This window comes from Achromobacter sp. ACM02 (assembly GCF_014851605.1).
GTDB lineage: Bacteria > Pseudomonadota > Gammaproteobacteria > Burkholderiales > Burkholderiaceae_B > Achromobacter > Achromobacter aegrifaciens.
Genome location: NZ_JACUZY010000004.1, coordinates 387,840 through 407,257 on the forward strand (window position 1 = coordinate 387,840; position 19,418 = coordinate 407,257).

Consider the following 19,418-nt stretch of genomic DNA (forward strand, 5'->3'; position numbering starts at 1 on the left):
TAATCTTCGGGCTTGACATGGATCCGACCGTGGTATCGCCCGTGAAGGAGACCAGCGGCCCCGCTTGTGTTTCGCTGACCGTGCCCAGGGCAACCAGCAACATCGCCATCAACGGCAGGCTTCCGCGCGCGGATCGCCCCCTGCGGCAACCGCCCTTGCCCTGCCCGCGAGCATTTTCACTTACCACTTTCCACAAGCCTGCGCTGCGGTTGAAGACGATGCGATACGTATGATTCATTGGGCTCTTATGTAATCGGGGCCCGCACGAACAGTTGCCGGGCAGACGCGGGTAGAAGCCGGGGCCGCGAAGCGCGTTACCCGCCAATTACAATTAGAAAAGCGATTCGTAACATTGCATATCACTGAAACTTGGTAATTGAACGAAGCCGGCCAACGCTTCGGCATGCGGCTGCCAGCGTCTCCCCCTGGCTTGCGGGCAAGGCTGCTCACCCGGTTGTTGATGCGCCGCAAACACGTTTATGCTCCATGTGAAATAAATATGACCGGTCATCAAATCGCCCGCCCCGTTTGATTAAGATCTCGGCTTTTGCCGTTGGACGCCCGCCGCCATGTCGGAACAGGAATTGAAACTGCACGTGCCTGCGGCCTCGCGCCAGGCGGTGCTCCGAGAGGTCAAGCAGCGCGAGGCGACCCGCATCCGCCTGCACGCCATGTATTTCGATACGCCGGAACGCGAACTTGCGCGGGCGCGCATCGCCATCCGGCTGCGCCAGGAAGGCCGCGACTGGGTGCAGACGCTGAAGATGCCTGGCATCAATGCCATCACGCGCATCGAACTCAATCACCCGCGGCCGGGCCCGGTGCTGGACCTGTCGGTGTATGCCGGCACCGAGGTCGAAGCCGCGCTGGCAGCCATCAAGGGCGAACTGGGCCTGCGTTATGAAACCGATGTGCAGCGGCTCCTGCGCAAGGTCCGCACGCGCTACGGCACGGTGGAACTGGCCTATGACACCGGCATCCTGCGCGCCGGCGCGCTGGAGCTGCCCATCTCCGAACTGGAATTCGAACTGGTGTCGGGCCGCCCCGCCGCTATCTTCGCGGCGGCTCGCGGCTGGCAGCAGCGCCACAGCCTGGTGCTGGACCCGCGCAGCAAGTCCGAACGCGGCGATGCGCTGGCCCAGTTGGCTCAGCGCCTGGCAGATGCAGACGCCATTCCGGGCGATGACCTCGAAGCCCGCCGCGCCCAAGCCATCGCCCAGTTCTGGGCGCCGCGCGGCGCCGCATCGGTCAAGCTGCGCGAAGACATGACGGCGCCCCAGGCCATGGCGCGCATCGCGGCGGAATGCCTGGACCAGATCGCGCGCAACGCCTCGGTGCTGGCCGAGGTCGACACCGAGGGCGTCTACCGCGCCGGCAACTCCGAACACGTGCATCAGCTGCGCGTGGGCGTGCGCCGGCTGCGTTCGGCCTGGAAGCTGTTCGACGGCTGGATCGCGCCGATTCCAGACACTCTGCTGCAAGGCGTGCGCACGCACTTCGCCGCCTTCGGCGCCAACCGCGACCAGGACGTGCTGAACGAAACCGTGGCGCCCGCGCTGATGCGCGCAGGCATGCCGGTCATCCCTATGGAAGCCGCGCCCCCGGAACAGGACGCGCGCAGCATCGCCGGCGGCAAGGCCTTCCAGGCCTGGATGCTGGAGCTGCTGGAATGGAGCCTGGACGTGCCGCCGGCCCTGCCGTCCGCGGAAGGCCAGACGATAGCCAACGGCACCCCCAGCGACGCCGCGCCCGAGCCCGCCATCCGGCTGGAAGGCGGCGTGGCGGCGCCCAGCGTCAAACCCACCATCATTCCGATGCTGGCGCCCGAACCCGATCCGCAGCGCCTGCACAAGCAGCTTGCGCGGCGCCTGCACCGCTGGCATAGCAAGGTGGCTGACCAGGGCACGCAATTCGCGACGCTCGACATTCCCACGCGCCACGAACTGCGCAAGCGCGGCAAACGGCTGCGGTACAGCCTGGCATTCGCCGAGTCGCTGCTGCCCGCGGGCAAACTGCGCGGCTATCGCAAGCTGCTGTCGCGCGTGCAGGACGTGCTGGGCGAAATCAACGACCTGGCAGTGGCCAAGGACTACTACGAGTCGTGTACCGCCACCCATCCGCAAGCCTGGTTCGCCCTGGGCTGGATCAGCGCCCGCCTGGAAGAACTGGCGGACGACGCGCAGCAAGCGTTCGACGATCTGGCCGCCAGCAAGCCATTCTGGAAGTGACGCGGGCTTGAACGCAAAAGGGACGGCATGCGCCGTCCCTTTGTTTTTTCCGGCGCATGCGCGCCGGACCCACGGACCTCAATCCGCCAGCAAAGCCCCGGCGAACTCGTCGGCCACGAAAGGCTGCAGGTCTTCCAGGCTTTCGCCCACGCCGATCCAGTACACCGGGATCGGGCGCACGCCCTGGCTGCCCGCGGCCACGGCTGCCAGCGTGCCGCCCTTGGCGGTGCCGTCCAGCTTGGTCACGACCAGGCCGGTCAGATTGATGGCGGCATCGAAGGCGCGGATCTGCGCCAGGGCGTTCTGGCCGGTATTGCCGTCCACCACCAGCAGCACTTCGTGCGGCGCGGCGGCATCCGCCTTGCCGATGACGCGGCGGATCTTCTTCAGCTCTTCCATCAGGTGCAGCTGCGTGGGCAGGCGGCCCGCGGTATCCACCATCACCACGCCCATGCCGCGCGCGCGGCCGGCGTTGACCGCATCGAACGCCACAGCCGCCGGATCGCCGCCGTCCTGCGAGATCACCGTCACGTTGTTGCGGCTGCCCCATTCGATGAGCTGCTCGCGCGCGGCGGCGCGGAACGTGTCGCCCGCGGCCAGCAGCACGCTGGCGCCCTGGCGCTGGAAGGTGTGGGCCAGCTTGCCGATGGAAGTGGTCTTGCCGGCGCCGTTGACGCCGGCGATCATGACGACCAGGGGTTGCGTGCGCTTCAGGTCGAAGGCGCGCTCGAGCGGGCGCAGGTGGTCGGCCAGCAGTTGGCGCAAGGCCGCCTTGACCTTGGCGGGGTCCTCGATGCGTTCCTTCTTGACTCGCGCGCGCAGCGCCGTCAGGAGCTTTTCCGTGGCCTCCAGGCCCGCATCGGCCATAATGAGCGCCGATTCGAGTTCCTCAAACAGGTTCTCGTCGACCTTCACGCCGATGAAGATCCCGCCGATGCTCTGGCCCGTACGCGACAGGCCTTGCTTCAAGCGGGACAGCCAGGAAGCCTTCTTGGGGGCTTCAGCGGCGGGCTCGGGGGCTGGGGCTGGCGCCGCAGCCGCAACCGGCGCGGGAGCGGCGATCGGAGCTTGCGTTGCCACCACCGGCGCGGGCGCCGCGACAGGAGCGGGGGCCAATGCCGGGGCCGGCGCTGGCGCCGGAACAGGCGCTGGCGCCGGAACAGGCGCTGGCGCCGATACCGTAGCGGGTGCCGGCGCAACCGGCGCGGGCGTCACGGCCGGCGCCTCATGCGGCGCAGCAACAGGCGCCACAACGGGCGGTGCCGCCGGTGCGGCGACGCCCGGGTCAATGCTCGGTTCGCGGCGCGGTTCGGCGGCCACAGGCGCCGGCGGCGCGGGAGTGACCGGGACGGCGGCGGGCTCGGCAGGCGCGGCTACGGCGTCTGCAGCCTCCGGCGGCGGCGCGGGTTGAACCGGCGCGGCGGGCGGAGGGGATTTTTTCTTGAAGAAGCGGCTAAACATGGGTAACAAGTATATTCGTATCGTCGGGGGCCAATACAGACGCACCCCCATTGCCGTGCCCGACGTGGAGACGCTGCGCCCCACGCCCGACCGGGTGCGCGAGACGCTGTTCAACTGGCTCAATCACCTGTGGGGCGGTGAGTTCGCCGACAAGCAGGTGCTGGATCTATTCGCCGGCAGCGGCGCCTTGGGCTTCGAGGCGGCCTCGCGCGGCGTGGCGCATGTACAGATGGTCGAGCGGGACAAGACCGCCGCGTCCGCGCTGCGGACACTGCGCGACAAGCTCAAAGCCGACATGATACGCATCCACGTGGGCGACGCCATGCAGGTCGCCGAGCGCATGGATGCGTCCCGATTTGACCTGATCCTGCTGGATCCGCCTTTCGGCCAGGGCTGGCTGCCGCGCCTGTGGCCGATTCTGCCGGGCATTCTGACCGAGCATGGGCTAGTCTACGTAGAGGCGGAAAGCCCCATCGAAGCCCCCGAAGGATTCACGATCTTGCGGCAGGACAAGGCAGGCGCGGTCCACTACCACCTGCTGGAATTTGCTGCATTGCGCAAATAGGTCAATAATCCGAGCTTCGGAGGATGGTGTAAACCACAAATAACGGTACGGAGCTCGTATGATCACCGCTGTATATCCCGGCACTTTCGACCCGCTGACCAGAGGCCACGAGGATCTGGTCCGCCGTGCCGCCACGCTTTTCGACAAAGTCGTGGTCGGGATCGCCATTAGCCGCAACAAGAAGCCCTTCTTCAGCATCGACGAGCGCGTGGAAATCGCGCGCGAAGTGCTGGGACACTATCCCAACGTGGAAGTGCAAAGCTTCGGCGGCCTGCTCAAGGACTTTGTGCGCGACCAGGGCGGGCGCGTGATCGTGCGCGGCCTGCGCGCCGTGTCCGACTTCGAGTACGAATTCCAGATGGCCGGCATGAACCGCCATCTGCTGCCCGACGTCGAAACGCTCTTCATGACGCCCTCGGACCAGTACCAATTCATCTCCGGCACCATCGTGCGCGAGATCGCGCAGTTGGGCGGCGACGTGAGCAAGTTCGTGTTCCCGTCCGTCGAGCGCTGGCTCCAGGAAAAAGCCAAGGAACGCCGCGAACAGTCCTGGCCGGGCTGAGCCCCGCCGCAGGTATTGCTCCACCCTCGAAGGGCGCGCAAAGCGCCCTTCTTGCGCTGCGCGGCCCGGGCGCGCAGCGGCGGTACAATGCGCTTAGCCCTACCCGCCCCATACCGCAGCCCGCCATGGCCCTGACCATCACCGAAGAATGCATCAATTGCGACGTTTGCGAGCCCCAGTGCCCGAACGAAGCAATCTCCATGGGCGAGGACTATTACGTCATCGACCCTGACCGGTGCACCGAATGCGTGGGCCATCACGACGAGCCGCAATGCAAGGTCGTGTGCCCCGTGGAGTGCATCGAGCTGCACCCGCAATGGAATGAAGGCCAGGAACAGCTCATGGCCAAATACCGTCGCCTGACCGGTGCCGCATGAGCGACGCCGCGCAGTCCAGCATCAACCTCCCTCCTTCCCGCCACCACGCCCGCCGCGACCTGTCCGCATCGGCCATCGCCGCCGGCCTCGTCGCCGTGCTGGTCAGCTTCGGCGGCACCGCCGTGCTGATGGTGCAGGCAGGCCATACCGCGGGCCTGGATTCGGCGCACATCGGCTCCTGGATCGGCTCGCTCAGCCTGGCGTTCGGCCTGGGCGGCGCCTTGTACAGCCTGCGCACGGGCCTGCCCATCGTCATGGCCTGGTCCACGCCTGGCGCGGCGCTGCTGGTCACCGCGCTGGCCGGCGTTCCCTTCAATGAGGCAATCGGCGCCTTCATCCTGGCCGCCGCGCTGACGTTGGCCTGCGGCCTGTTCGGCTGGATCGATCCCATCCTGCGCCGCATCCCCGGCGAAATCGCCGCGGCCATGCTGGCGGGCGTGCTGCTCAACTTCGGCATGGGCGTCTTCAGCAACATCAAGCAGCAGCCCGCGCTGGTGCTGGCGATGTGCGTCGCCTATCTGCTGTGCCGGCGCTGGGCGCCGCGCTACGCGGTGCTGGTCGTCATGCTGGTGGCCATCGCCATCGCCTTCGGCCTGAACCTGATCCAGCTGGACCTGCTGGACTGGCGCCTCACCGAATTCGTCTGGACCACGCCCGCCTTCAGCGCGCAGGCCGCGGTCAGCCTGGGCATTCCGCTTTTCGTGGTCGCGATGGCCTCGCAGAACCTTCCCGGCCTGGCCATCCTGCAAGCGGCGGGCTACCAGCCGCCCGCCTCGCGCCTGGTGGCGGCCACCGGCCTGCTGGGCCTGCTGGCCGCGCCCTTCGGCGCGCACAGCGTCACGATGGGCGCCATCAGCGCGGCCATCTGCACCGGTCCCGAAGCGCATCCGGACCCGTCCAAGCGCTACATCGCCGCGGCCACCTACGGCCTGGGCTACGTCGTGCTGAGCGTCGTAGCCGGCGCCGTGGCCGTGTTCTTCCAGGCCTTGCCCGCCGCCCTGCTGGCCGCGCTGGCCGGGCTGGCGCTGCTGGGCACCATCATGGGCGGCATGGCCGCGGCCATGGCCAACCCGCAACGCCGCGAAGCCGCGCTCATCACGCTGCTGGCCACGGCATCTGGCTTCAGTTTCTGGGGTATCGGATCGGCCTTCTGGGGCCTTCTGGCAGGCCTGCTGGCCCACGCGGCTTTCGAATTCAAGCGCTCTGGCGCTCAGGCTTGAACGGCCCTTGCGCCCGGCCCGCTCAGGCCGGCCAGGCGGCCACGGGCGTATCGGGATGCACCTTCATGATGCGGCAAGGCACCTGGACGAAGTTGGAAATCCAGGCCGCGGCCAGTTCCCCTTCGTCGATCACGTCCACCACCTGCTCGCCCACCTTCATGCTGTAGCGCACGCTGTCGTCGTCTTCGATGACGTCCAGCGGAATGTCCATGCGCAGCATGCCAGGCGCCTTCAGCACCAGGTAGCCCAGCCGCAGCTCGACCGAAACGTCGGCCAGCCGCGGACACAGGCTGCGGTTCAGCCACTGCCCGGAATCGTTGGCGACCAGCCATTGCCGGTGATAGCCCGCGGCCTCGGCCTGCGTGGTGACGCCGCACTCGGCCACGGGTTGGAAGTTCTCGGCGTTCATTTGCCCAGCAGTCCCTTCAAAGCCTTGTCGACGGCAGCGCCGCCCTTGCCCTTGCCCGTCACCGCTTCGCGAAGCTTGTTTTCCAGGCTGCGCTGGAGAATGCCGCCGATGGCGTCCTTCCAGAGCACGGTATAGGTCGGCTTGTCGAACGGTCCCTTGACGTGCACGGGGATGGTCACGTCCTTCAGGTCTAGCAGTTCCTTGCCTTCCGGATCGGCTGCCGGATTGACGACGCGGGCTCGCGCCACCAGGTCCAATTCGCTCTTGACGAAGTCAATGGTGGCCGGATCGCCCTGCGTCACGCGCAACAGGGGCGACACCACGTTCAGGCGCTTGACCGCGGCCACGCCCTTGGTGAAGGCCAGGTCGGCGTCCATCTCGGAGAATTCCGTCTGCTTGCTGGTGTCGGACGCGACGGTTTCATTCTGCGATTCCGGTTTGAAGGCGGCCTTCAGTTCGCGCAGCGTCTGCGTCAGGTTGATGCCCTTGACCGCGCCATCGCGCAGGCGCAATTGCATGGTGCCGCCCAGGCCGCTCTTCATGGCGTAGGCATTGGCGCCGGCTGTCTTCAGGTCCAGCGCAAGGCTGCCCGTACCGCTCAGCACGTTCTGGCGCGCCAGATCCATCAGGAACGGTTCGATGGCGATACCGGCCAGCGACATCTTGGTGGCCAGCTGGTTACCCTGCGCGGCGTCCACCGACAAAGTGCCCGCCAGCTTGCCGCCGTACAGGCCGGCAGTCAGGCTGGAGATATCCAGCTTGCCCTTGTCCAGCTTGACCGCGGCGCCGACGTCGTCGGCCTTCAGGCCGCGCACGACCAGCTTGCCAACCTTGATCGTGCCATTGACGCTGGGACCGATCAGCGCAGACAGGTCGATCGTGTCGTCGGCAGGTTTGGCAGGCGCCGCAGGGGCTGCAGGCTGCGCGGGCTTGCCGTCTTCCTTCTTGGCTTCGGCCGGCTGCTTGGGCGCCGGCTGCGCGGGCGTTGCCGCAACCGGCGGCACCAGCTTGTCCAGGTCCAGCGTATCCACCACCAGCGCGAAATTCACCTTGGGCGCATCGCTCAGCTTGGTAATGTCCGCGCTCAAATCGAACTTGCCGCCTTCCAGCACGGCGTTGATCTTGCTCGTGGCCTGATCCTTCAGCAGATCCGCGGTCACGCTGCCGATCACGGGGATCTGCAGGCTGCCCTTGGGCAGTCCGGGATCGGTGATGTTGACGTCGCCCCGCAAGCCAGACAGGCCGCCGCTGCGCTGCAACAGGTTCAAGGACAGCGGCGAGGCGAAGTTCAGCTTGACGATCCGTTCGCCATTCTTGGACGTGCTGTCCAGCTTGGCTTCCTTGATCTCCAGCTCACCGGCGTTGCCGCTGATGCCGTTCAAGCCGAAACTCGCGTCCAGGCCGCTGATGCGCACGCGGCCCGTCAGCGCCTCACCCGTGGCCGACGCCGGAGAGATATTGAGCGCGGGCGCGTCCACGGCGAATTCGAAGGGACCATCGGCCACGCCGCCCTTGGCGCGTATCGCCAGTTTCTCGATCTGCAGCTGGCTCTTATGCGGGTCGATCGCCAGCTTGGGGATGGCCACGCTGGCATCCACATTGGTCGCGCGCGCAGCGGGATCGGTGACGTCGCCCTGGAACACGACTTCCAGGCCGGCGATGTCCAACGCCGACTTCTGGCCGTTGAAGGCCAGATTGCCGCGCATGGCCAGGCTCTTGGCTTCGGCCCCCGGCAGCTTGCCGTCCATGCGCAGGTCCAGCTTCTGCGCAGCGTAGCGCTTGGCCGACGGATCCAGCGTAAGCAGGGCCTGGCCGGTCAAATTGGCGTCCACGCGCGGATCGCCACCCTCGACGCGTGCGGTCATGCGCACATCGAACGGTTGATTGAAGGTGACGCGGCCGGTGTTGGCGTTGATCTTGGTGACCGCCACCGCCATGCCCGTGATCTCGTCCTGCAGCTGCACCTGGCCGTCCTTCAGGTCCAGCCCGGCGATGTCGATCTGCATGTTGTTGCGCGGCTGCGGCAGGTTGCCGTTGGCGATGGCCTGCACCGCGCTCTGCGCCGCGCCCGCCAAGGCTTCAGCCGGATTGGCCGGCGCCGCCGTGATCGGCGCGGTGCCGCCCACGAGATTGCTGAAATTGAAATGGCCCTGCTTGTCCCGCACCACACGGGCCTTGAAACCGGTGATCGCGACGTGGTCCACCACGAAGCTGTTGGACAGCAGCGGCCACACCGCGACCGCCAGACGGGTGCTATCGATGGAGGCGAAGGTTTCGGAGCTGTCCGGCTCGGACAGCGACACGCCCTGCACCGACAGCCCGATGCGCGGGAAGAGCGACAGCTCGATCTCGCCGTCTATCGTCAGCGTGCGTTGGTAGCGTTGCTGGACAAGCTCTTCCAGCTTGTACTTGTACGCGTTGGGGTCGAATGTCAGCAAGAAGATGGCCAGGCCAACGACGGCCACGACAACCAACACTACCAGGCCTATCAAAATGCGCTTGAACCACGTTTTCATTGCTGCCCCGTCGGTACCTCGACTGGAAATCCTTGAATGCCGTCCGCTGCGCCGGGCGCGCGGAAGGTGCTTTAGCTGCGGAAAAACCGCCAGGCCCATGTAGCCACGGCCTTTCAGGGCGTGCCCGCTCTCTTGCCGAGCCTGGGGCTGCGGCGCCGAAAATGGAATCTGCCAAGGAAAGCCTGATGAAGACGCCAGCCGAGCCAGCGTACAGATAGCGCTATCGTAACAAATCGGGCCGACTTCGCGCGGATGGCCGGGCGCGGCCGCGCAAAATCAACACTATCGGTATCGATGCGGAGTCTCGAAATCCGGCCTCGGACCTGACAACTTTCTGTCTCGCGGATTGTAGGGCTAGAATGATTGATACATCAATCATTGATAGATCCAACAATGTCCGCCCCCGCTACAGGCACCCCGCACTCGCCCGGCCAAGTGCTTCCTTTCCGCCAAACCCTGCTTGCCATGCTGGGCATGTGCTTCGTCATGATGATGGTCGCCATCGATCAGACCGTGGTCGGCACCGCGCTGCCGACCATTGTGGCCGAACTCAAAGGCTTCGAACTGTATGCATGGGTAGCGACGTCTTACCTGCTTACCTCCGTCATCACCGTGCCTATCTTCGGCCGCCTGGGCGACTACTACGGGCGCAAGCCGTTCGTGGTGGCAGCCATCGTATTGTTCACCCTGGCCTCGGCGCTATGCGGCGCGGCCGACAGCATGTTCACGCTGGTCCTGGCGCGGGCGCTGCAAGGCATAGGCGGCGGCATGCTGGTAGGCACGGCGTTCGCGTCCATCCCCGACCTGTTTCCCGATCCCCACGTGCGGTTGCGGTGGCAAGTCATGCTCAGTTCCGCCTTCGGCATCGCCAACGCCATCGGCCCGACCCTGGGCGGCGCGCTGACCGAGCACTATGGCTGGCGCTCGGTGTTCTACGTCAACCTGCCCATTGGCCTCCTCGGACTCTGGTTCGTCGCCCGCTATCTGCCGCATCTGCGCAACCACACGACCGGCCGCGTGCGGCTGGACTGGCAGGGTGCGCTGCTCATCGCCGTGGCGCTGGGCAGCCTGCAACTGCTGGTCGAACTGTTGCCCAAGGAAGGGCTTAGCGCATCCATCCTGCTGCTGGGCGCGGGCAGCGCGGTAGCCTTCGCCCTGCTGTTCTGGTGGGAACGGCGCTGCCCCCACCCGCTGCTGCCGCTGGACATGTTCCGCAACCGCGGCCTCGCCATGCTCTTCACGCTGGCCCTGCTGGTGGGCGTGACCATGTACTCGCTGCTGTTCTACGCGCCGCTGCTGCTGCAAGGCGGCTTCGGGCTGTCGCCCCAGGACGCCGGCCTGCTGATCACGCCAATGGTGGTTTTCATCACGGTGGGCAGCATCGTCAACGGCCGCATCATCACCCGCATCCGCAATCCCAACCGCATGCTGTATGCGGGCTTCATCCTGATGGCGCTCTCGTGCCTGGGCATTGTTACCACCCATAGCTATACGTCACATGCGCTCATCGCTGCATACATGCTGATGGCCGGGCTGGGCATGGGTTTCATCATGCCCAACCTGACGGTCTTCGCGCAGCAGACCGCCGGCCGCAGCCACCTGGGCATCGCCACGGCGCTGCTGCAATCCCTGCGCATGATCGGCGGCATGTTGGGCACGGCGATCGTCGGCACCATGATCAACCACAGCTATTTCAGCGGCGTCGAATCCACGCTGCGCGGCGCTTCCGCCCGCTGGCTGCCAGAGCTGAATGATCCCCAGATGCTCGTCAATCCCGAGGCCCAGACGCAGTTCCTGGCACAATTGGCGCATCAAGGCCAGGACGGAACCTCGCTGATCGAGATCGCGCGCGTCGCGCTCGTCGGCGCCATCCACGAAGGGCAACTCATAGCCCTGGCGGTTGCGGTGTTCGCGCTCTGGTGCGTGCGCCGCGTGCCGCCGGTCCAGTTGATCCGCCCTTCCACACCAGAGCCGGCCGGCGTCGGAGAATAGCTTTTGCCCAAACAACAACAAGGCTTGCAGGTCATCCAGCACATGGGACAGGCCTACCGCGGCATGCAGAGCGCGTTCAGCAGCACCGTCGGCCACGCCCTGCCCCGTTGGCGCATTTTGCTGGCGCTGCATGAGTGCGGCCAATGTTCGCAGAAGCATCTGGCCGAACGCTGCCGGCTCGATCCCGCGTCGCTCACACGGCAGCTGCAGGCCATGGAAAAAATGGGCTGGATCGCGCGCGCAGTGGATCCGCAGGACAACCGCCTGACCAACGCCAGTCTCACGCCGGCCGGCCAGGCCGTGGTGGATGAAGCCCTGCCCAAGCGGGCGGCCTTCTTCGAAGAATCGCTCAAGGGTCTTTCGGCCGGCGATATCGACACCCTGAATCGCGTGCTGAGCGTGCTGGAAGCGAATTTCCTGCGGGCGGCGGACAAGGCGCCAAGCTAGCACAGGCTCCGCCGCCATAAGAAGTACGGTATCGGCCCATAGCAAAACACGATTCGCGAGCCACAAGGATCATCCAGAATACAAACCGACTCCCCCACATAAGAACAAAGAGGCGGCAATGGATTCGGTGTATTTGGTGGTGACGCTGGGTGCGGTCATCGCGGGCTTCGTGCAGGGCCTGTCAGGCTTTGCCTTCGGCCTGGTGGCGATGTCGTTCTGGGCCTGGGTGCTGGACCCGCGCCTGGCCGCGACGCTCGCGGTCTTCGGCGCCCTGGTCGGGCAGATCCTCGCCGCCATCACCGTGCGCCGCGGCTTCGATCTGCGGCGATTGCTGCCCTTCGTGATCGGCGGCCTGTTCGGCATTCCGCTGGGCGTGGCGCTGCTGCCGCGCCTGGACATGGACTGGTTCAAGACCATACTCGGCATCCTGCTTGTGATCTGGTGTCCCGCCATGTTGTTGGCCAAGAACCTGCCGAAGATCGCCGCAGGCGGGCGCGCCGCCGATGCGGCCGTCGGCATGGCCGGCGGCGTGCTGGGCGGCATAGGCGGCTTCACAGGCACGCTGCCCACCTTGTGGTGCACCCTGCGCGGATTCGACAAGGACGCGCAACGCGCCATCATCCAGAACTTCAACCTGTCCATGCTGCTGGCGACCATGGGCACGTATCTGGCCAGCGGCATCGTCACGCGCGCCATGCTGCCCATGTTCGCCATCGTCGCCGCCGCCATGCTGGTGCCGGTGTTGCTGGGCGCGAAGCTTTACATAGGCATCAGCGAGGCGCGCTTCCGGCAGATCGTGCTGGGGCTGCTGACGGCTTCCGGAGTCGCGTTGCTGGCCTCGGCGGTGCCGCGGCTGCTGGAGCGCATGGCATAGTTCCGTCCGTGACCGCAATACGGACAATCAATGCCCATGAATTCCGACCGCCGCTACCTCGTCATCCACGCCCACGCCAGCGAGTTCCCCGAACCCATGCTGGTGCGCAAGGGAGATCGCGTCACCGTCGGCGAGCGGTACGATGGCCCCGAGGGCTGGCCCGACTGGTATCTGTGCACGCCAGCAGGCCAACAAGCCGGCTTCGTGCCGGCGCAATTCCTGGACCGCCACGCCGACGGCAGCGCCACGATGCTGGAGGATTTCACCAACAAGGAGCTGGATGTCGCGCAAGGCGAAATGCTGCGCGGAGAGCGCGAACTGAATGGGTGGGTGTGGGCGGTCAGGCTTGGGGATGGAGAGACGGGCTGGGTGCCGCTTGAAAACCTGCGTCTGTGCGATCACACCATCTGCTGATGCGGTCCAACCCGGCCGCTGCCAGTCATCCCGCTATTCGCCGCAACCGATTGTTTCTCATCCCTCATACCGTTCTCGCAAAGCCCTTCCTGGAGCGGCGCGCATCGCTGTTGACGCCTCACCACAAAAAACACCCCAAAGATCGGACCCAGGTCCGATCTTTGGGGTGCTTCGCGGGATGTGCTGTTTCGCTTAGACGTTGAACAAGAAGTTCATCACGTCCCCATCCTGCACGATGTATTCCTTGCCTTCCGCGCGCATCTTGCCCGCTTCCTTGGCGCCCTGCTCACCCTTGTAGGTGATGTAGTCGTCATAGGAGATGGTCTGGGCGCGGATGAAGCCGCGTTCGAAGTCGGTGTGGATGACGCCAGCGGCCTGGGGCGCGGTGGCGCCGATCGGCACGGTCCAGGCGCGCACTTCCTTAACGCCGGCGGTGAAGTAGGTCTGCAGGCCCAGCAGCTTGAAGGCGGCGCGGATCAGGCGGTTCAGGCCGGGCTCTTCCATGCCCATGTCCGACAGGAAAGCCTGGCGGTCGGCGTCGTCGAGGTCGACGATCTCGGATTCAATGGCGGCGCAGATGGCGACCACGGGCGCGTTGCGCGCGGCGGCGAATTCGGTCAGGCGGTCGAGCAGCGGATTGTTGGTGAAGCCGTCGTCCGCCACGTTGCCCACGTACATCGCGCGCTTGGCGGTGATGAAGCAGAGCTGGGCGATGTCGGCCTTTTCCTCGGTGGAGAGGTCCAGCGCACGGATCGGCTTGGCTTCGTTCAGCTGGGCCACGCACTTTTCCAGCACAGCCACGATGCGCTGCGATTCCTTGTCGCCCGAACGCGCGGTCTTCTGGTGGCGTTGCAGGGCCTTTTCAGCGGTCTGCAGGTCGGCCAGGGCCAGTTCGGTTTCGATGACTTCGATGTCGGCGATGGGATCGACCTTGCCGGCCACGTGGATCACGTTGGGATCTTCGAAGCAGCGCACCACGTTGACGATGGCGTCGGTTTCGCGGATGTGCGAGAGGAACTGGTTGCCCAGGCCTTCGCCCTTGCTCGCGCCGGCGACCAGGCCCGCGATGTCGACGAATTCGACGGTGGCGGAAAGGATGCGTTCGGGCTTGACGATTTCAGCCAGCTTCTGCAGACGCTGATCCGGCACTTCGACCACACCGACGTTGGGTTCGATGGTGCAGAACGGATAGTTCTCGGCGGCGATGCCGGCGCGGGTCAGAGCGTTGAAGAGGGTCGATTTGCCTACGTTGGGCAGGCCGACGATGCCGCATTGCAGAGCCATGGGAATCCTGTGTAAGTACGGTATTGATCGTTAACGTTCTAGTTTACCCCGGCTGGGCGCTCAGGCCCCGCCGGCCGGGCCGCCGTTGCGGCCCCGGTCAGGCTGCGGCGGCGGGAACCCAGCGCATGATGATCCAGATCATCAAAATGGGGCCAGCGTTGAAAGCGGAATGCAGCAATATGGCTGCGCCGATTCCGCGACGCACGCGCATCCAGCCCAGCACGAGGCCCGTGAGCCATTGCGGCAGCACCAGCAGGGGCAGCAGCCAGTATGGCGTCTTGCCGTAGACGAAGTTGGTCAGGTGCACCGCGGCAAAGGTCAGCGCGACCAGGTGGAACACCAGGCCGAAATGCTGCAAGTAATAGCGCCGCCAGGTGGTGTCCCAGCCTCGTAGCAGTTCGGGACGCTGGCGCACGCCCCAGCAGGCCAGGATGACGAATGCAGCCAGCAGCAGGCCGGTCCAGACCTTGGGCCCCCACAGCACCACGGGCACCATCGCCGGGATCAGCCATAGCGCCTGTCTTGGACGGCGCAGGCCATAGCGGAACAGTATCTCTTCCACCAGGGGCGCCCAGATGACGGCGGTCAGCCAGGGGATGTTGGCGGGATCGAGCCGATGCGTAACGCCGCCGAGCCCGGCGGCGGCCACCGCCACCGGCCCCAGTGCGAACAGGTTCACGGCCCACAGCAGCGCGGCCCAGGCCAGCAGGCGTCCAGGCCCCAGGCCCGGCCACCAGTCGGCCACCAGCCCGCTCGCGGACGCGCGGCCCGGCAGGCGCGAAGCCGGATGCGGGTGCCGGATGAAACGCCAGAAATCCGCAACTTCGCTGCGAAAGCGAAGTTTTCCGCCAGATAGCAAAGCCGATTGCCGCTGGTCCGTCATCAGGCCTCGTTGCCGCTGTGGAGTTGGCGTGTCGCCAGGGGAAAATCTCCGGCCAGCATCGCCGGCACGACCGCGCGACACCGGTCGATCACCGCTTCGATCTCTTTCTGTTCCTCGCGGCGCGGCGGATGCAGCACGAAGTCCGCCACCTGCTGGGCCAGGCCCAGCGTGCGGGGATGGCCGATGCCGATGCGCAGGCGCCAGAAGTTGGGGCTGCCCAAGGCCGCCTGGATGTCCTTCAAGCCATTGTGGCCGGCGTGCCCGCCGCCCTGCTTCAGTTTCACCTGGCCGGGCATCAGGTCCAACTCGTCATGCAGCACCAGCACCTGCTCGGGCACAAGCTTGTAGAAACGAGCCAACGCGCCGACCGCCTGGCCGGAACGATTCATGTAGGTATTGGGCTTCAACAGCAGCACGTTGTCGGCGCCCAGACGGGACTTGGCCACCATGCCGAAAAAGGACTTCTCCAGCGCAAAAGAAGCGCGCAAGTCGTCCGCCAGATGGTCGGCCAGCCAGAAGCCGGCGTTATGCCGGGTCGTTTCGTAGTCAGGGCCGGGATTACCCAGTCCGACGATGAGGCGTATAGGAGTAGACATGATGGGGGGTGTTTAAACCAAAAAACCCTGCGCATGCAAATGCACACGCAGGGTTTCGGGTACCAGCCGTGGAAAGCCCGAGGGCTTTCCGGCAGGACTTAGGCGGCCGGAGCTTCGGCAGCGCCTTCGTCGGCGGCAGCGCCGCCCTTGACCACGGCCGTGGCGGCCAGCAGCGGGTTGGCGTCACCGCCGTGGGGCACGTACGTCACGCCCTTGGGCAGCTTGATGTCGGCCAGGTGGACCGAAGCGCCAGGCAGCAGATCCTTCAGGTCCACTTCGATGAACTGGGGCAGCGCTGCCGGCAGGCAGGTGATTTCCAGTTCGGTCAGGACGTGGCTGATGATGGCGCCGCCCAGCTTCACGGCCGGCGAGACTTCAGCGTTGATGAAGTGGAACGGGACCTTGGTGTGCAGGGCCTGGTTGGCGTCCACGCGCTGGAAGTCCACGTGCAGGACTTGCGGCTTGTAGGCGTGCCATTGAACCGAACGCAGCAGGACTTGCTCTTCCTTGGCTGCGCCTTCCAGCGCCATTTGCAGGATCGACGCGTGGAATTCTTCCTTGCGCAGGGCGTGGTAGATCTCGTTGTGGTCGAGTTCGATGTTCAGGGGGGCAGCCGTACCGCCATAAACGATGGCGGGAACGCGGCCCGCGCGGCGCAGGCGGCGGCTCGCACTCGAACCCTGGACGCTACGCGCAGTGGCATTGAATTTCATGGAAAACTCCAAAAACAATAAATGGCGAAGAGACTTCGCCGATTAGTGCACGGCACGCGAAATGCGCGCCGTGTTTGTTGCGCCTTGCCGCGACCAGCAAGGCGCAAAACTCTGTATCCGGACTACCCGTCCGAGGGCCGCTACGTCTTAATCGACGAACAGCGAGCTGACCGATTCCGCGTTCGAGATACGCAGGATGGTCTCGCCCAGCAGCGCGGCGCACGACAGCTGGCGGATCTTGCCGCTGGCCTGGCCTTGCTCGGAGAGCGGAATGGTGTCGGTGACGACCAGTTCGTCCAGTTCCGACGCTTCGATGCGGTCGATGGCGCCGCCCGACAGCACGGGGTGCGTGCAATAGGCGTAAACGGCGCCGGCGCCGCGGTCCTTCAGGGCCTGGGCCGCCTTGCACAGCGTGCCGGCGGTGTCGACCATGTCGTCCATGATGATGCAGGTGCGGCCGTCGACTTCACCGATGATGTTCATCACTTCCGACACGTTGGCGCGCGGACGGCGCTTGTCGATGATGGCCAGATCGGCTTCCAGCTGTTTGGCCAGCGCGCGGGCCCGCACCACGCCGCCGATGTCCGGGGACACGACGACCAGGTTCGAGAAATTGCGGCGCCAGATGTCGCCCAGCAGGATCGGACCCGCGTAGATGTTGTCCACGGGGATATCGAAGAAACCCTGGATCTGGTCGGCGTGCAGGTCCATCGTCAGGACGCGGTCGACGCCAGCCACTTGCAGCATGTTGGCCACGACCTTCGCCGAGATGGCCACGCGCGCCGAGCGCGGGCGGCGGTCCTGGCGGGCATAGCCGAAATAGGGAATGGCGGCGGTGATGCGGCCAGCGGAAGCGCGGCGCAAGGCATCGACCATCACCATGATTTCCATCAGGTTGTCGTTGGTGGGGGCACAGGTGGGCTGCAGGACGAAGACGTCCTTGCCGCGCACATTCTCGTTGATCTCGACCATCACTTCGCCGTCCGAGAAGCGACCGACGGTCATCTTGCCCAGGGACATATCGAGGTGGTTGACTACGTCCACGGCCAGCCGAGTATTGGCGGTGCCCGTGAAAATCATGAAGCTATCGTTTGCCATGATGGATGATGCGATGGTCGTTTTAAGACACTAACGAGATGATGCGAGGTAATGCACCAGCGGACCCGGAAAATAAAAAAGCTGCTGAACCCGGGCCAGTGTCTTACAGGCGTGTTCAACAGCTTTTTTATGTATTCGGTTGGCTGGGGAGGAAGGATTCGAACCTTCGCATGCCGGAATCAAAATCCGGTGCCTTAACCAGCTTGGCGACTCCCCAACTATCTTGCAATCCAATTCCGCAACGGATGTTCAGCTAACCCAGTACATGCCTGCACTAACCGAAACCGTGGATGCGTTTGGCTGAATGTTTTATCAGCGCCGCGCATTATAGCGGATATTTCTGCTTCTGCCAAAACGGCTTCGGAGAGTTCGGAAAATTCGGCGAATAAACACGCACCAGATCCCGACATGCGAACTGGAGTTCCACGAAGGACCTCCTGCTCAGCAAGCCACCGCGATGCCCCAAGCACTTCTGGGTAAAGGCGGTAGACCACCGGCTCCAAATCATTCCTGCCGAAGCGGGAAGTAGGCGAAGCAAGAAAGACCGCTATTGTGATGGAAGAAGAATCTCTTGTCAAATCAGGTGCGGAAAATATTTGTGGCGTGGGCACGCTGGCGTCCGGCTGCGCCACCAGATATGCACGATCCGGCAGCGTCACCGCCGTCAGGTCTTCGCCTACACCCTGGGCGAATGCGGATTGACCGAAGACAAACACGGGCACATCGGCGCCCAGAGGCAAGGCCAGCTCCATGAGTTCGCGCCGCGACAGCCCGGTATTCCACAACTTGTTCAGCGCGATCAGCACCGATGCCGCATCGCTGGAGCCGCCGCCCAGGCCGCCGCCTTGCGGGATGCGCTTTTCCAGGCCGATCTGCACGCCCTGCTTCGTACCCGTGGCCCGCTGCAGCGCATGCGCCGCGCGCAGGGTCAGGTCCTGCTCTTCGGGCACGCCAGGCAGCTCCGTGGCGCGGCTGATGACGCCGTCGGCGCGCACATCGAAATGCAAGGTGTCGCACAGATCGATAAAGCGGAAGGCGGTTTGCAGCAGGTGATAGCCGTCGGCGCGCCGGCCTACGACGTGCAGGAACAGATTGAGCTTCGCGGGAGCGGGTACGTCGTAGAGAGTCACGGCTGAACAAACAAAAAAAAGCGGTCGCCCGATTTTACCGGGCGACCGCTGATTCCGGGCCAAGACGGCCCGCCATTCAAGGCTGATTGACGACCAGACGCAACATGATGCGCCGGCCCGGCTCCTGGCGTTCCAACACCAGCAATTGGGGACCTAGCGTGTCGTAACGTGAGAGCCGCGCGCGCCAGCCGCCCTGCTCAAAAGCCGCCAGGCGACCCAGTTCGTCGCGCGACACTTCGGTCGCTTCGGGCGTGGCCGCCAGCTTGCCACGCAGCCAGTCACGCAGCCCGGACACGGGCATGCTGCTGCCCAGCGCTTCCGCGGCCAGGGCATCGGGATTGTCGGCGACCAGGCGGGTGCCGTCGGCCTTGGTCAGGCTGGCCGCGCCGGGCCGTCCTTCCACCCGAGCCTCGGTCGAACCCAGCGGGTTGGTCAGGTCCAGCACATAGTGGCGGCCATCGTCCGACCACGAGAAGCCGCCCTGCACCGCGTTCTGCTTGCCGCTTTCCTCGTTGACGGTAATGGCGAAGCGGCCGATGCGCGAGAACGCGTCGGCGCTGGCGCCTTCGATCGGTTTGGGCGTGGTGCAGGCCGCCAGCGTCGCCGCCAGCATTGCCATCAGGAACCAGCGCAGCGGCGCGGCGGCGCC

At 65.3% G+C, this 19,418-nt stretch carries 19 protein-coding genes, 1 tRNA gene and 1 pseudogene; 9 read left to right on the forward strand and 12 right to left on the reverse strand.

Translation table 11 applies throughout. From position 1 onward, the window contains the following. Positions 1 to 109: 109 nt before the first annotated feature. Positions 110 to 238 (reverse strand): annotated as a pseudogene (locus IB258_RS30605) (ESPR domain-containing protein); the annotation flags it as partial. A gap of 331 nt (positions 239 to 569) precedes the next feature. On the opposite strand from IB258_RS30605, the gene IB258_RS14370 reads away from it, so the two are divergent. Then, positions 570 to 2,228, forward strand: coding sequence for a CYTH and CHAD domain-containing protein (locus IB258_RS14370; protein WP_119449619.1), 1,659 nt, complete (start codon positions 570 to 572; stop codon positions 2,226 to 2,228). 78 nt (positions 2,229 to 2,306) lie between these two features. On the opposite strand, the gene ftsY is transcribed toward IB258_RS14370, so the two are convergent. Continuing rightward, entirely contained in the window at positions 2,307 to 3,689 is a 1,383-nt protein-coding gene (gene ftsY, locus IB258_RS14375; protein WP_225590385.1) for a signal recognition particle-docking protein FtsY, read from the reverse strand. On the opposite strand from ftsY, the gene rsmD reads away from it, so the two are divergent. From rsmD to IB258_RS14395, 4 genes are all read left to right on the forward strand, one after another. After that, a complete protein-coding gene (gene rsmD, locus IB258_RS14380; protein ID WP_054451938.1) occupies positions 3,688 to 4,254 on the forward strand; it encodes a 16S rRNA (guanine(966)-N(2))-methyltransferase RsmD in 567 nt (188 codons plus the stop codon). The genes ftsY and rsmD overlap by 2 nt on opposite strands. 58 nt (positions 4,255 to 4,312) lie before the next feature. Beyond that, positions 4,313 to 4,816 (forward strand): pantetheine-phosphate adenylyltransferase, encoded by a 504-nt coding sequence (gene coaD, locus IB258_RS14385; protein ID WP_013396175.1) that lies wholly within the window; start codon positions 4,313 to 4,315, stop codon positions 4,814 to 4,816. 125 nt (positions 4,817 to 4,941) lie between these two features. Continuing rightward, positions 4,942 to 5,193, forward strand: coding sequence for a YfhL family 4Fe-4S dicluster ferredoxin (locus IB258_RS14390; RefSeq protein ID WP_042795127.1), 252 nt, complete (start codon positions 4,942 to 4,944; stop codon positions 5,191 to 5,193). Next, on the forward strand, positions 5,190 to 6,413 hold the full coding sequence (locus tag IB258_RS14395) for a benzoate/H(+) symporter BenE family transporter (RefSeq protein WP_175161370.1): 1,224 nt from the start codon (positions 5,190 to 5,192) through the stop codon (positions 6,411 to 6,413). The genes IB258_RS14390 and IB258_RS14395 overlap by 4 nt, the downstream gene beginning before the upstream one ends. Positions 6,414 to 6,435: 22 nt before the next feature. On the opposite strand, the gene IB258_RS14400 is transcribed toward IB258_RS14395, so the two are convergent. Together IB258_RS14400 and IB258_RS14405 are read right to left on the reverse strand one after the other, a co-directional pair. Further along, complete coding sequence (locus IB258_RS14400) at positions 6,436 to 6,822, reverse strand: MOSC N-terminal beta barrel domain-containing protein (RefSeq protein WP_054451940.1); 387 nt, start codon at positions 6,820 to 6,822, stop codon at positions 6,436 to 6,438. Further along, positions 6,819 to 9,338: an AsmA family protein gene (locus IB258_RS14405; protein ID WP_175161368.1), complete on the reverse strand. Its 2,520-nt coding sequence runs from the start codon at positions 9,336 to 9,338 to the stop codon at positions 6,819 to 6,821. The genes IB258_RS14400 and IB258_RS14405 overlap by 4 nt, the downstream gene beginning before the upstream one ends. Before the next feature lie 393 nt (positions 9,339 to 9,731). On the opposite strand from IB258_RS14405, the gene IB258_RS14410 reads away from it, so the two are divergent. The 4 genes from IB258_RS14410 (at position 9,732) to IB258_RS14425 (ending at position 13,065) form a co-directional block, all read left to right on the forward strand. Beyond that, a complete protein-coding gene (locus IB258_RS14410) occupies positions 9,732 to 11,330 on the forward strand; it encodes an MDR family MFS transporter (protein WP_175161366.1) in 1,599 nt (532 codons plus the stop codon). Between the two features lie 3 nt (positions 11,331 to 11,333). Next, positions 11,334 to 11,777 carry a MarR family winged helix-turn-helix transcriptional regulator gene (locus IB258_RS14415; RefSeq protein WP_119449623.1) on the forward strand — a complete coding sequence of 148 codons (444 nt, stop codon included), beginning with the start codon at positions 11,334 to 11,336 and terminating at the stop codon, positions 11,775 to 11,777. 118 nt (positions 11,778 to 11,895) lie between these two features. Beyond that, positions 11,896 to 12,651 (forward strand): sulfite exporter TauE/SafE family protein, encoded by a 756-nt coding sequence (locus tag IB258_RS14420; RefSeq protein WP_192352765.1) that lies wholly within the window; start codon positions 11,896 to 11,898, stop codon positions 12,649 to 12,651. Positions 12,652 to 12,687: 36 nt separating this feature from the next. After that, positions 12,688 to 13,065 (forward strand): ligand-binding protein SH3, encoded by a 378-nt coding sequence (locus IB258_RS14425; RefSeq protein ID WP_192352766.1) that lies wholly within the window; start codon positions 12,688 to 12,690, stop codon positions 13,063 to 13,065. Positions 13,066 to 13,257: 192 nt separating this feature from the next. Here the strand turns inward: IB258_RS14425 and ychF are convergent, their stop codons facing one another. From ychF to lolB, 8 genes are all read right to left on the reverse strand, one after another. Next, on the reverse strand, positions 13,258 to 14,349 hold the full coding sequence (ychF, locus tag IB258_RS14430; RefSeq protein ID WP_054451948.1) for a redox-regulated ATPase YchF: 1,092 nt from the start codon (positions 14,347 to 14,349) through the stop codon (positions 13,258 to 13,260). A 97-nt stretch (positions 14,350 to 14,446) separates the two neighbouring features. Continuing rightward, positions 14,447 to 15,232 (reverse strand): type II CAAX prenyl endopeptidase Rce1 family protein, encoded by a 786-nt coding sequence (locus IB258_RS14435; protein ID WP_192352767.1) that lies wholly within the window; start codon positions 15,230 to 15,232, stop codon positions 14,447 to 14,449. Then, entirely contained in the window at positions 15,232 to 15,828 is a 597-nt protein-coding gene (gene pth, locus IB258_RS14440; protein WP_054451950.1) for an aminoacyl-tRNA hydrolase, read from the reverse strand. Before pth ends, IB258_RS14435 begins: the two co-directional genes overlap by 1 nt. Before the next feature lie 98 nt (positions 15,829 to 15,926). Continuing rightward, on the reverse strand, positions 15,927 to 16,541 hold the full coding sequence (locus IB258_RS14445; protein ID WP_042797362.1) for a 50S ribosomal protein L25/general stress protein Ctc: 615 nt from the start codon (positions 16,539 to 16,541) through the stop codon (positions 15,927 to 15,929). Between the two features lie 147 nt (positions 16,542 to 16,688). After that, entirely contained in the window at positions 16,689 to 17,639 is a 951-nt protein-coding gene (locus IB258_RS14450; RefSeq protein WP_006227587.1) for a ribose-phosphate pyrophosphokinase, read from the reverse strand. 140 nt (positions 17,640 to 17,779) lie between these two features. Beyond that, a tRNA-Gln gene (locus tag IB258_RS14455) sits at positions 17,780 to 17,856 on the reverse strand. 1 nt (position 17,857) lies between these two features. Continuing rightward, entirely contained in the window at positions 17,858 to 18,769 is a 912-nt protein-coding gene (gene ispE, locus IB258_RS14460; RefSeq protein WP_082400801.1) for a 4-(cytidine 5'-diphospho)-2-C-methyl-D-erythritol kinase, read from the reverse strand. 76 nt (positions 18,770 to 18,845) lie between these two features. Beyond that, positions 18,846 to 19,388 carry a lipoprotein insertase outer membrane protein LolB gene (lolB, locus tag IB258_RS14465; protein WP_192352867.1) on the reverse strand — a complete coding sequence of 181 codons (543 nt, stop codon included), beginning with the start codon at positions 19,386 to 19,388 and terminating at the stop codon, positions 18,846 to 18,848. Positions 19,389 to 19,418 lie beyond the last annotated feature (30 nt).

Coding starts and splice junctions, on each gene's coding strand:
- IB258_RS14400 (WP_054451940.1), bottom strand. CDS start 6,822: ATGAACGCCGAGAACTTCCAACCCGTGGCCGAGTGCGGCGTCACCACG.
- IB258_RS14450 (WP_006227587.1), bottom strand. CDS start 17,639: ATGGCAAACGATAGCTTCATGATTTTCACGGGCACCGCCAATACTCGG.
- IB258_RS14405 (WP_175161368.1), bottom strand. CDS start 9,338: ATGAAAACGTGGTTCAAGCGCATTTTGATAGGCCTGGTAGTGTTGGTT.
- ychF (WP_054451948.1), bottom strand. CDS start 14,349: ATGGCTCTGCAATGCGGCATCGTCGGCCTGCCCAACGTAGGCAAATCG.
- IB258_RS14425 (WP_192352766.1), top strand. CDS start 12,688: ATGAATTCCGACCGCCGCTACCTCGTCATCCACGCCCACGCCAGCGAG.
- rsmD (WP_054451938.1), top strand. CDS start 3,688: ATGGGTAACAAGTATATTCGTATCGTCGGGGGCCAATACAGACGCACC.
- IB258_RS14390 (WP_042795127.1), top strand. CDS start 4,942: ATGGCCCTGACCATCACCGAAGAATGCATCAATTGCGACGTTTGCGAG.
- IB258_RS14435 (WP_192352767.1), bottom strand. CDS start 15,232: ATGACGGACCAGCGGCAATCGGCTTTGCTATCTGGCGGAAAACTTCGC.
- lolB (WP_192352867.1), bottom strand. CDS start 19,388: ATGGCAATGCTGGCGGCGACGCTGGCGGCCTGCACCACGCCCAAACCG.
- IB258_RS14420 (WP_192352765.1), top strand. CDS start 11,896: ATGGATTCGGTGTATTTGGTGGTGACGCTGGGTGCGGTCATCGCGGGC.
- IB258_RS14410 (WP_175161366.1), top strand. CDS start 9,732: ATGTCCGCCCCCGCTACAGGCACCCCGCACTCGCCCGGCCAAGTGCTT.
- IB258_RS14370 (WP_119449619.1), top strand. CDS start 570: ATGTCGGAACAGGAATTGAAACTGCACGTGCCTGCGGCCTCGCGCCAG.
- IB258_RS14445 (WP_042797362.1), bottom strand. CDS start 16,541: ATGAAATTCAATGCCACTGCGCGTAGCGTCCAGGGTTCGAGTGCGAGC.
- pth (WP_054451950.1), bottom strand. CDS start 15,828: ATGTCTACTCCTATACGCCTCATCGTCGGACTGGGTAATCCCGGCCCT.
- ftsY (WP_225590385.1), bottom strand. CDS start 3,689: ATGTTTAGCCGCTTCTTCAAGAAAAAATCCCCTCCGCCCGCCGCGCCG.
- coaD (WP_013396175.1), top strand. CDS start 4,313: ATGATCACCGCTGTATATCCCGGCACTTTCGACCCGCTGACCAGAGGC.
- IB258_RS14395 (WP_175161370.1), top strand. CDS start 5,190: ATGAGCGACGCCGCGCAGTCCAGCATCAACCTCCCTCCTTCCCGCCAC.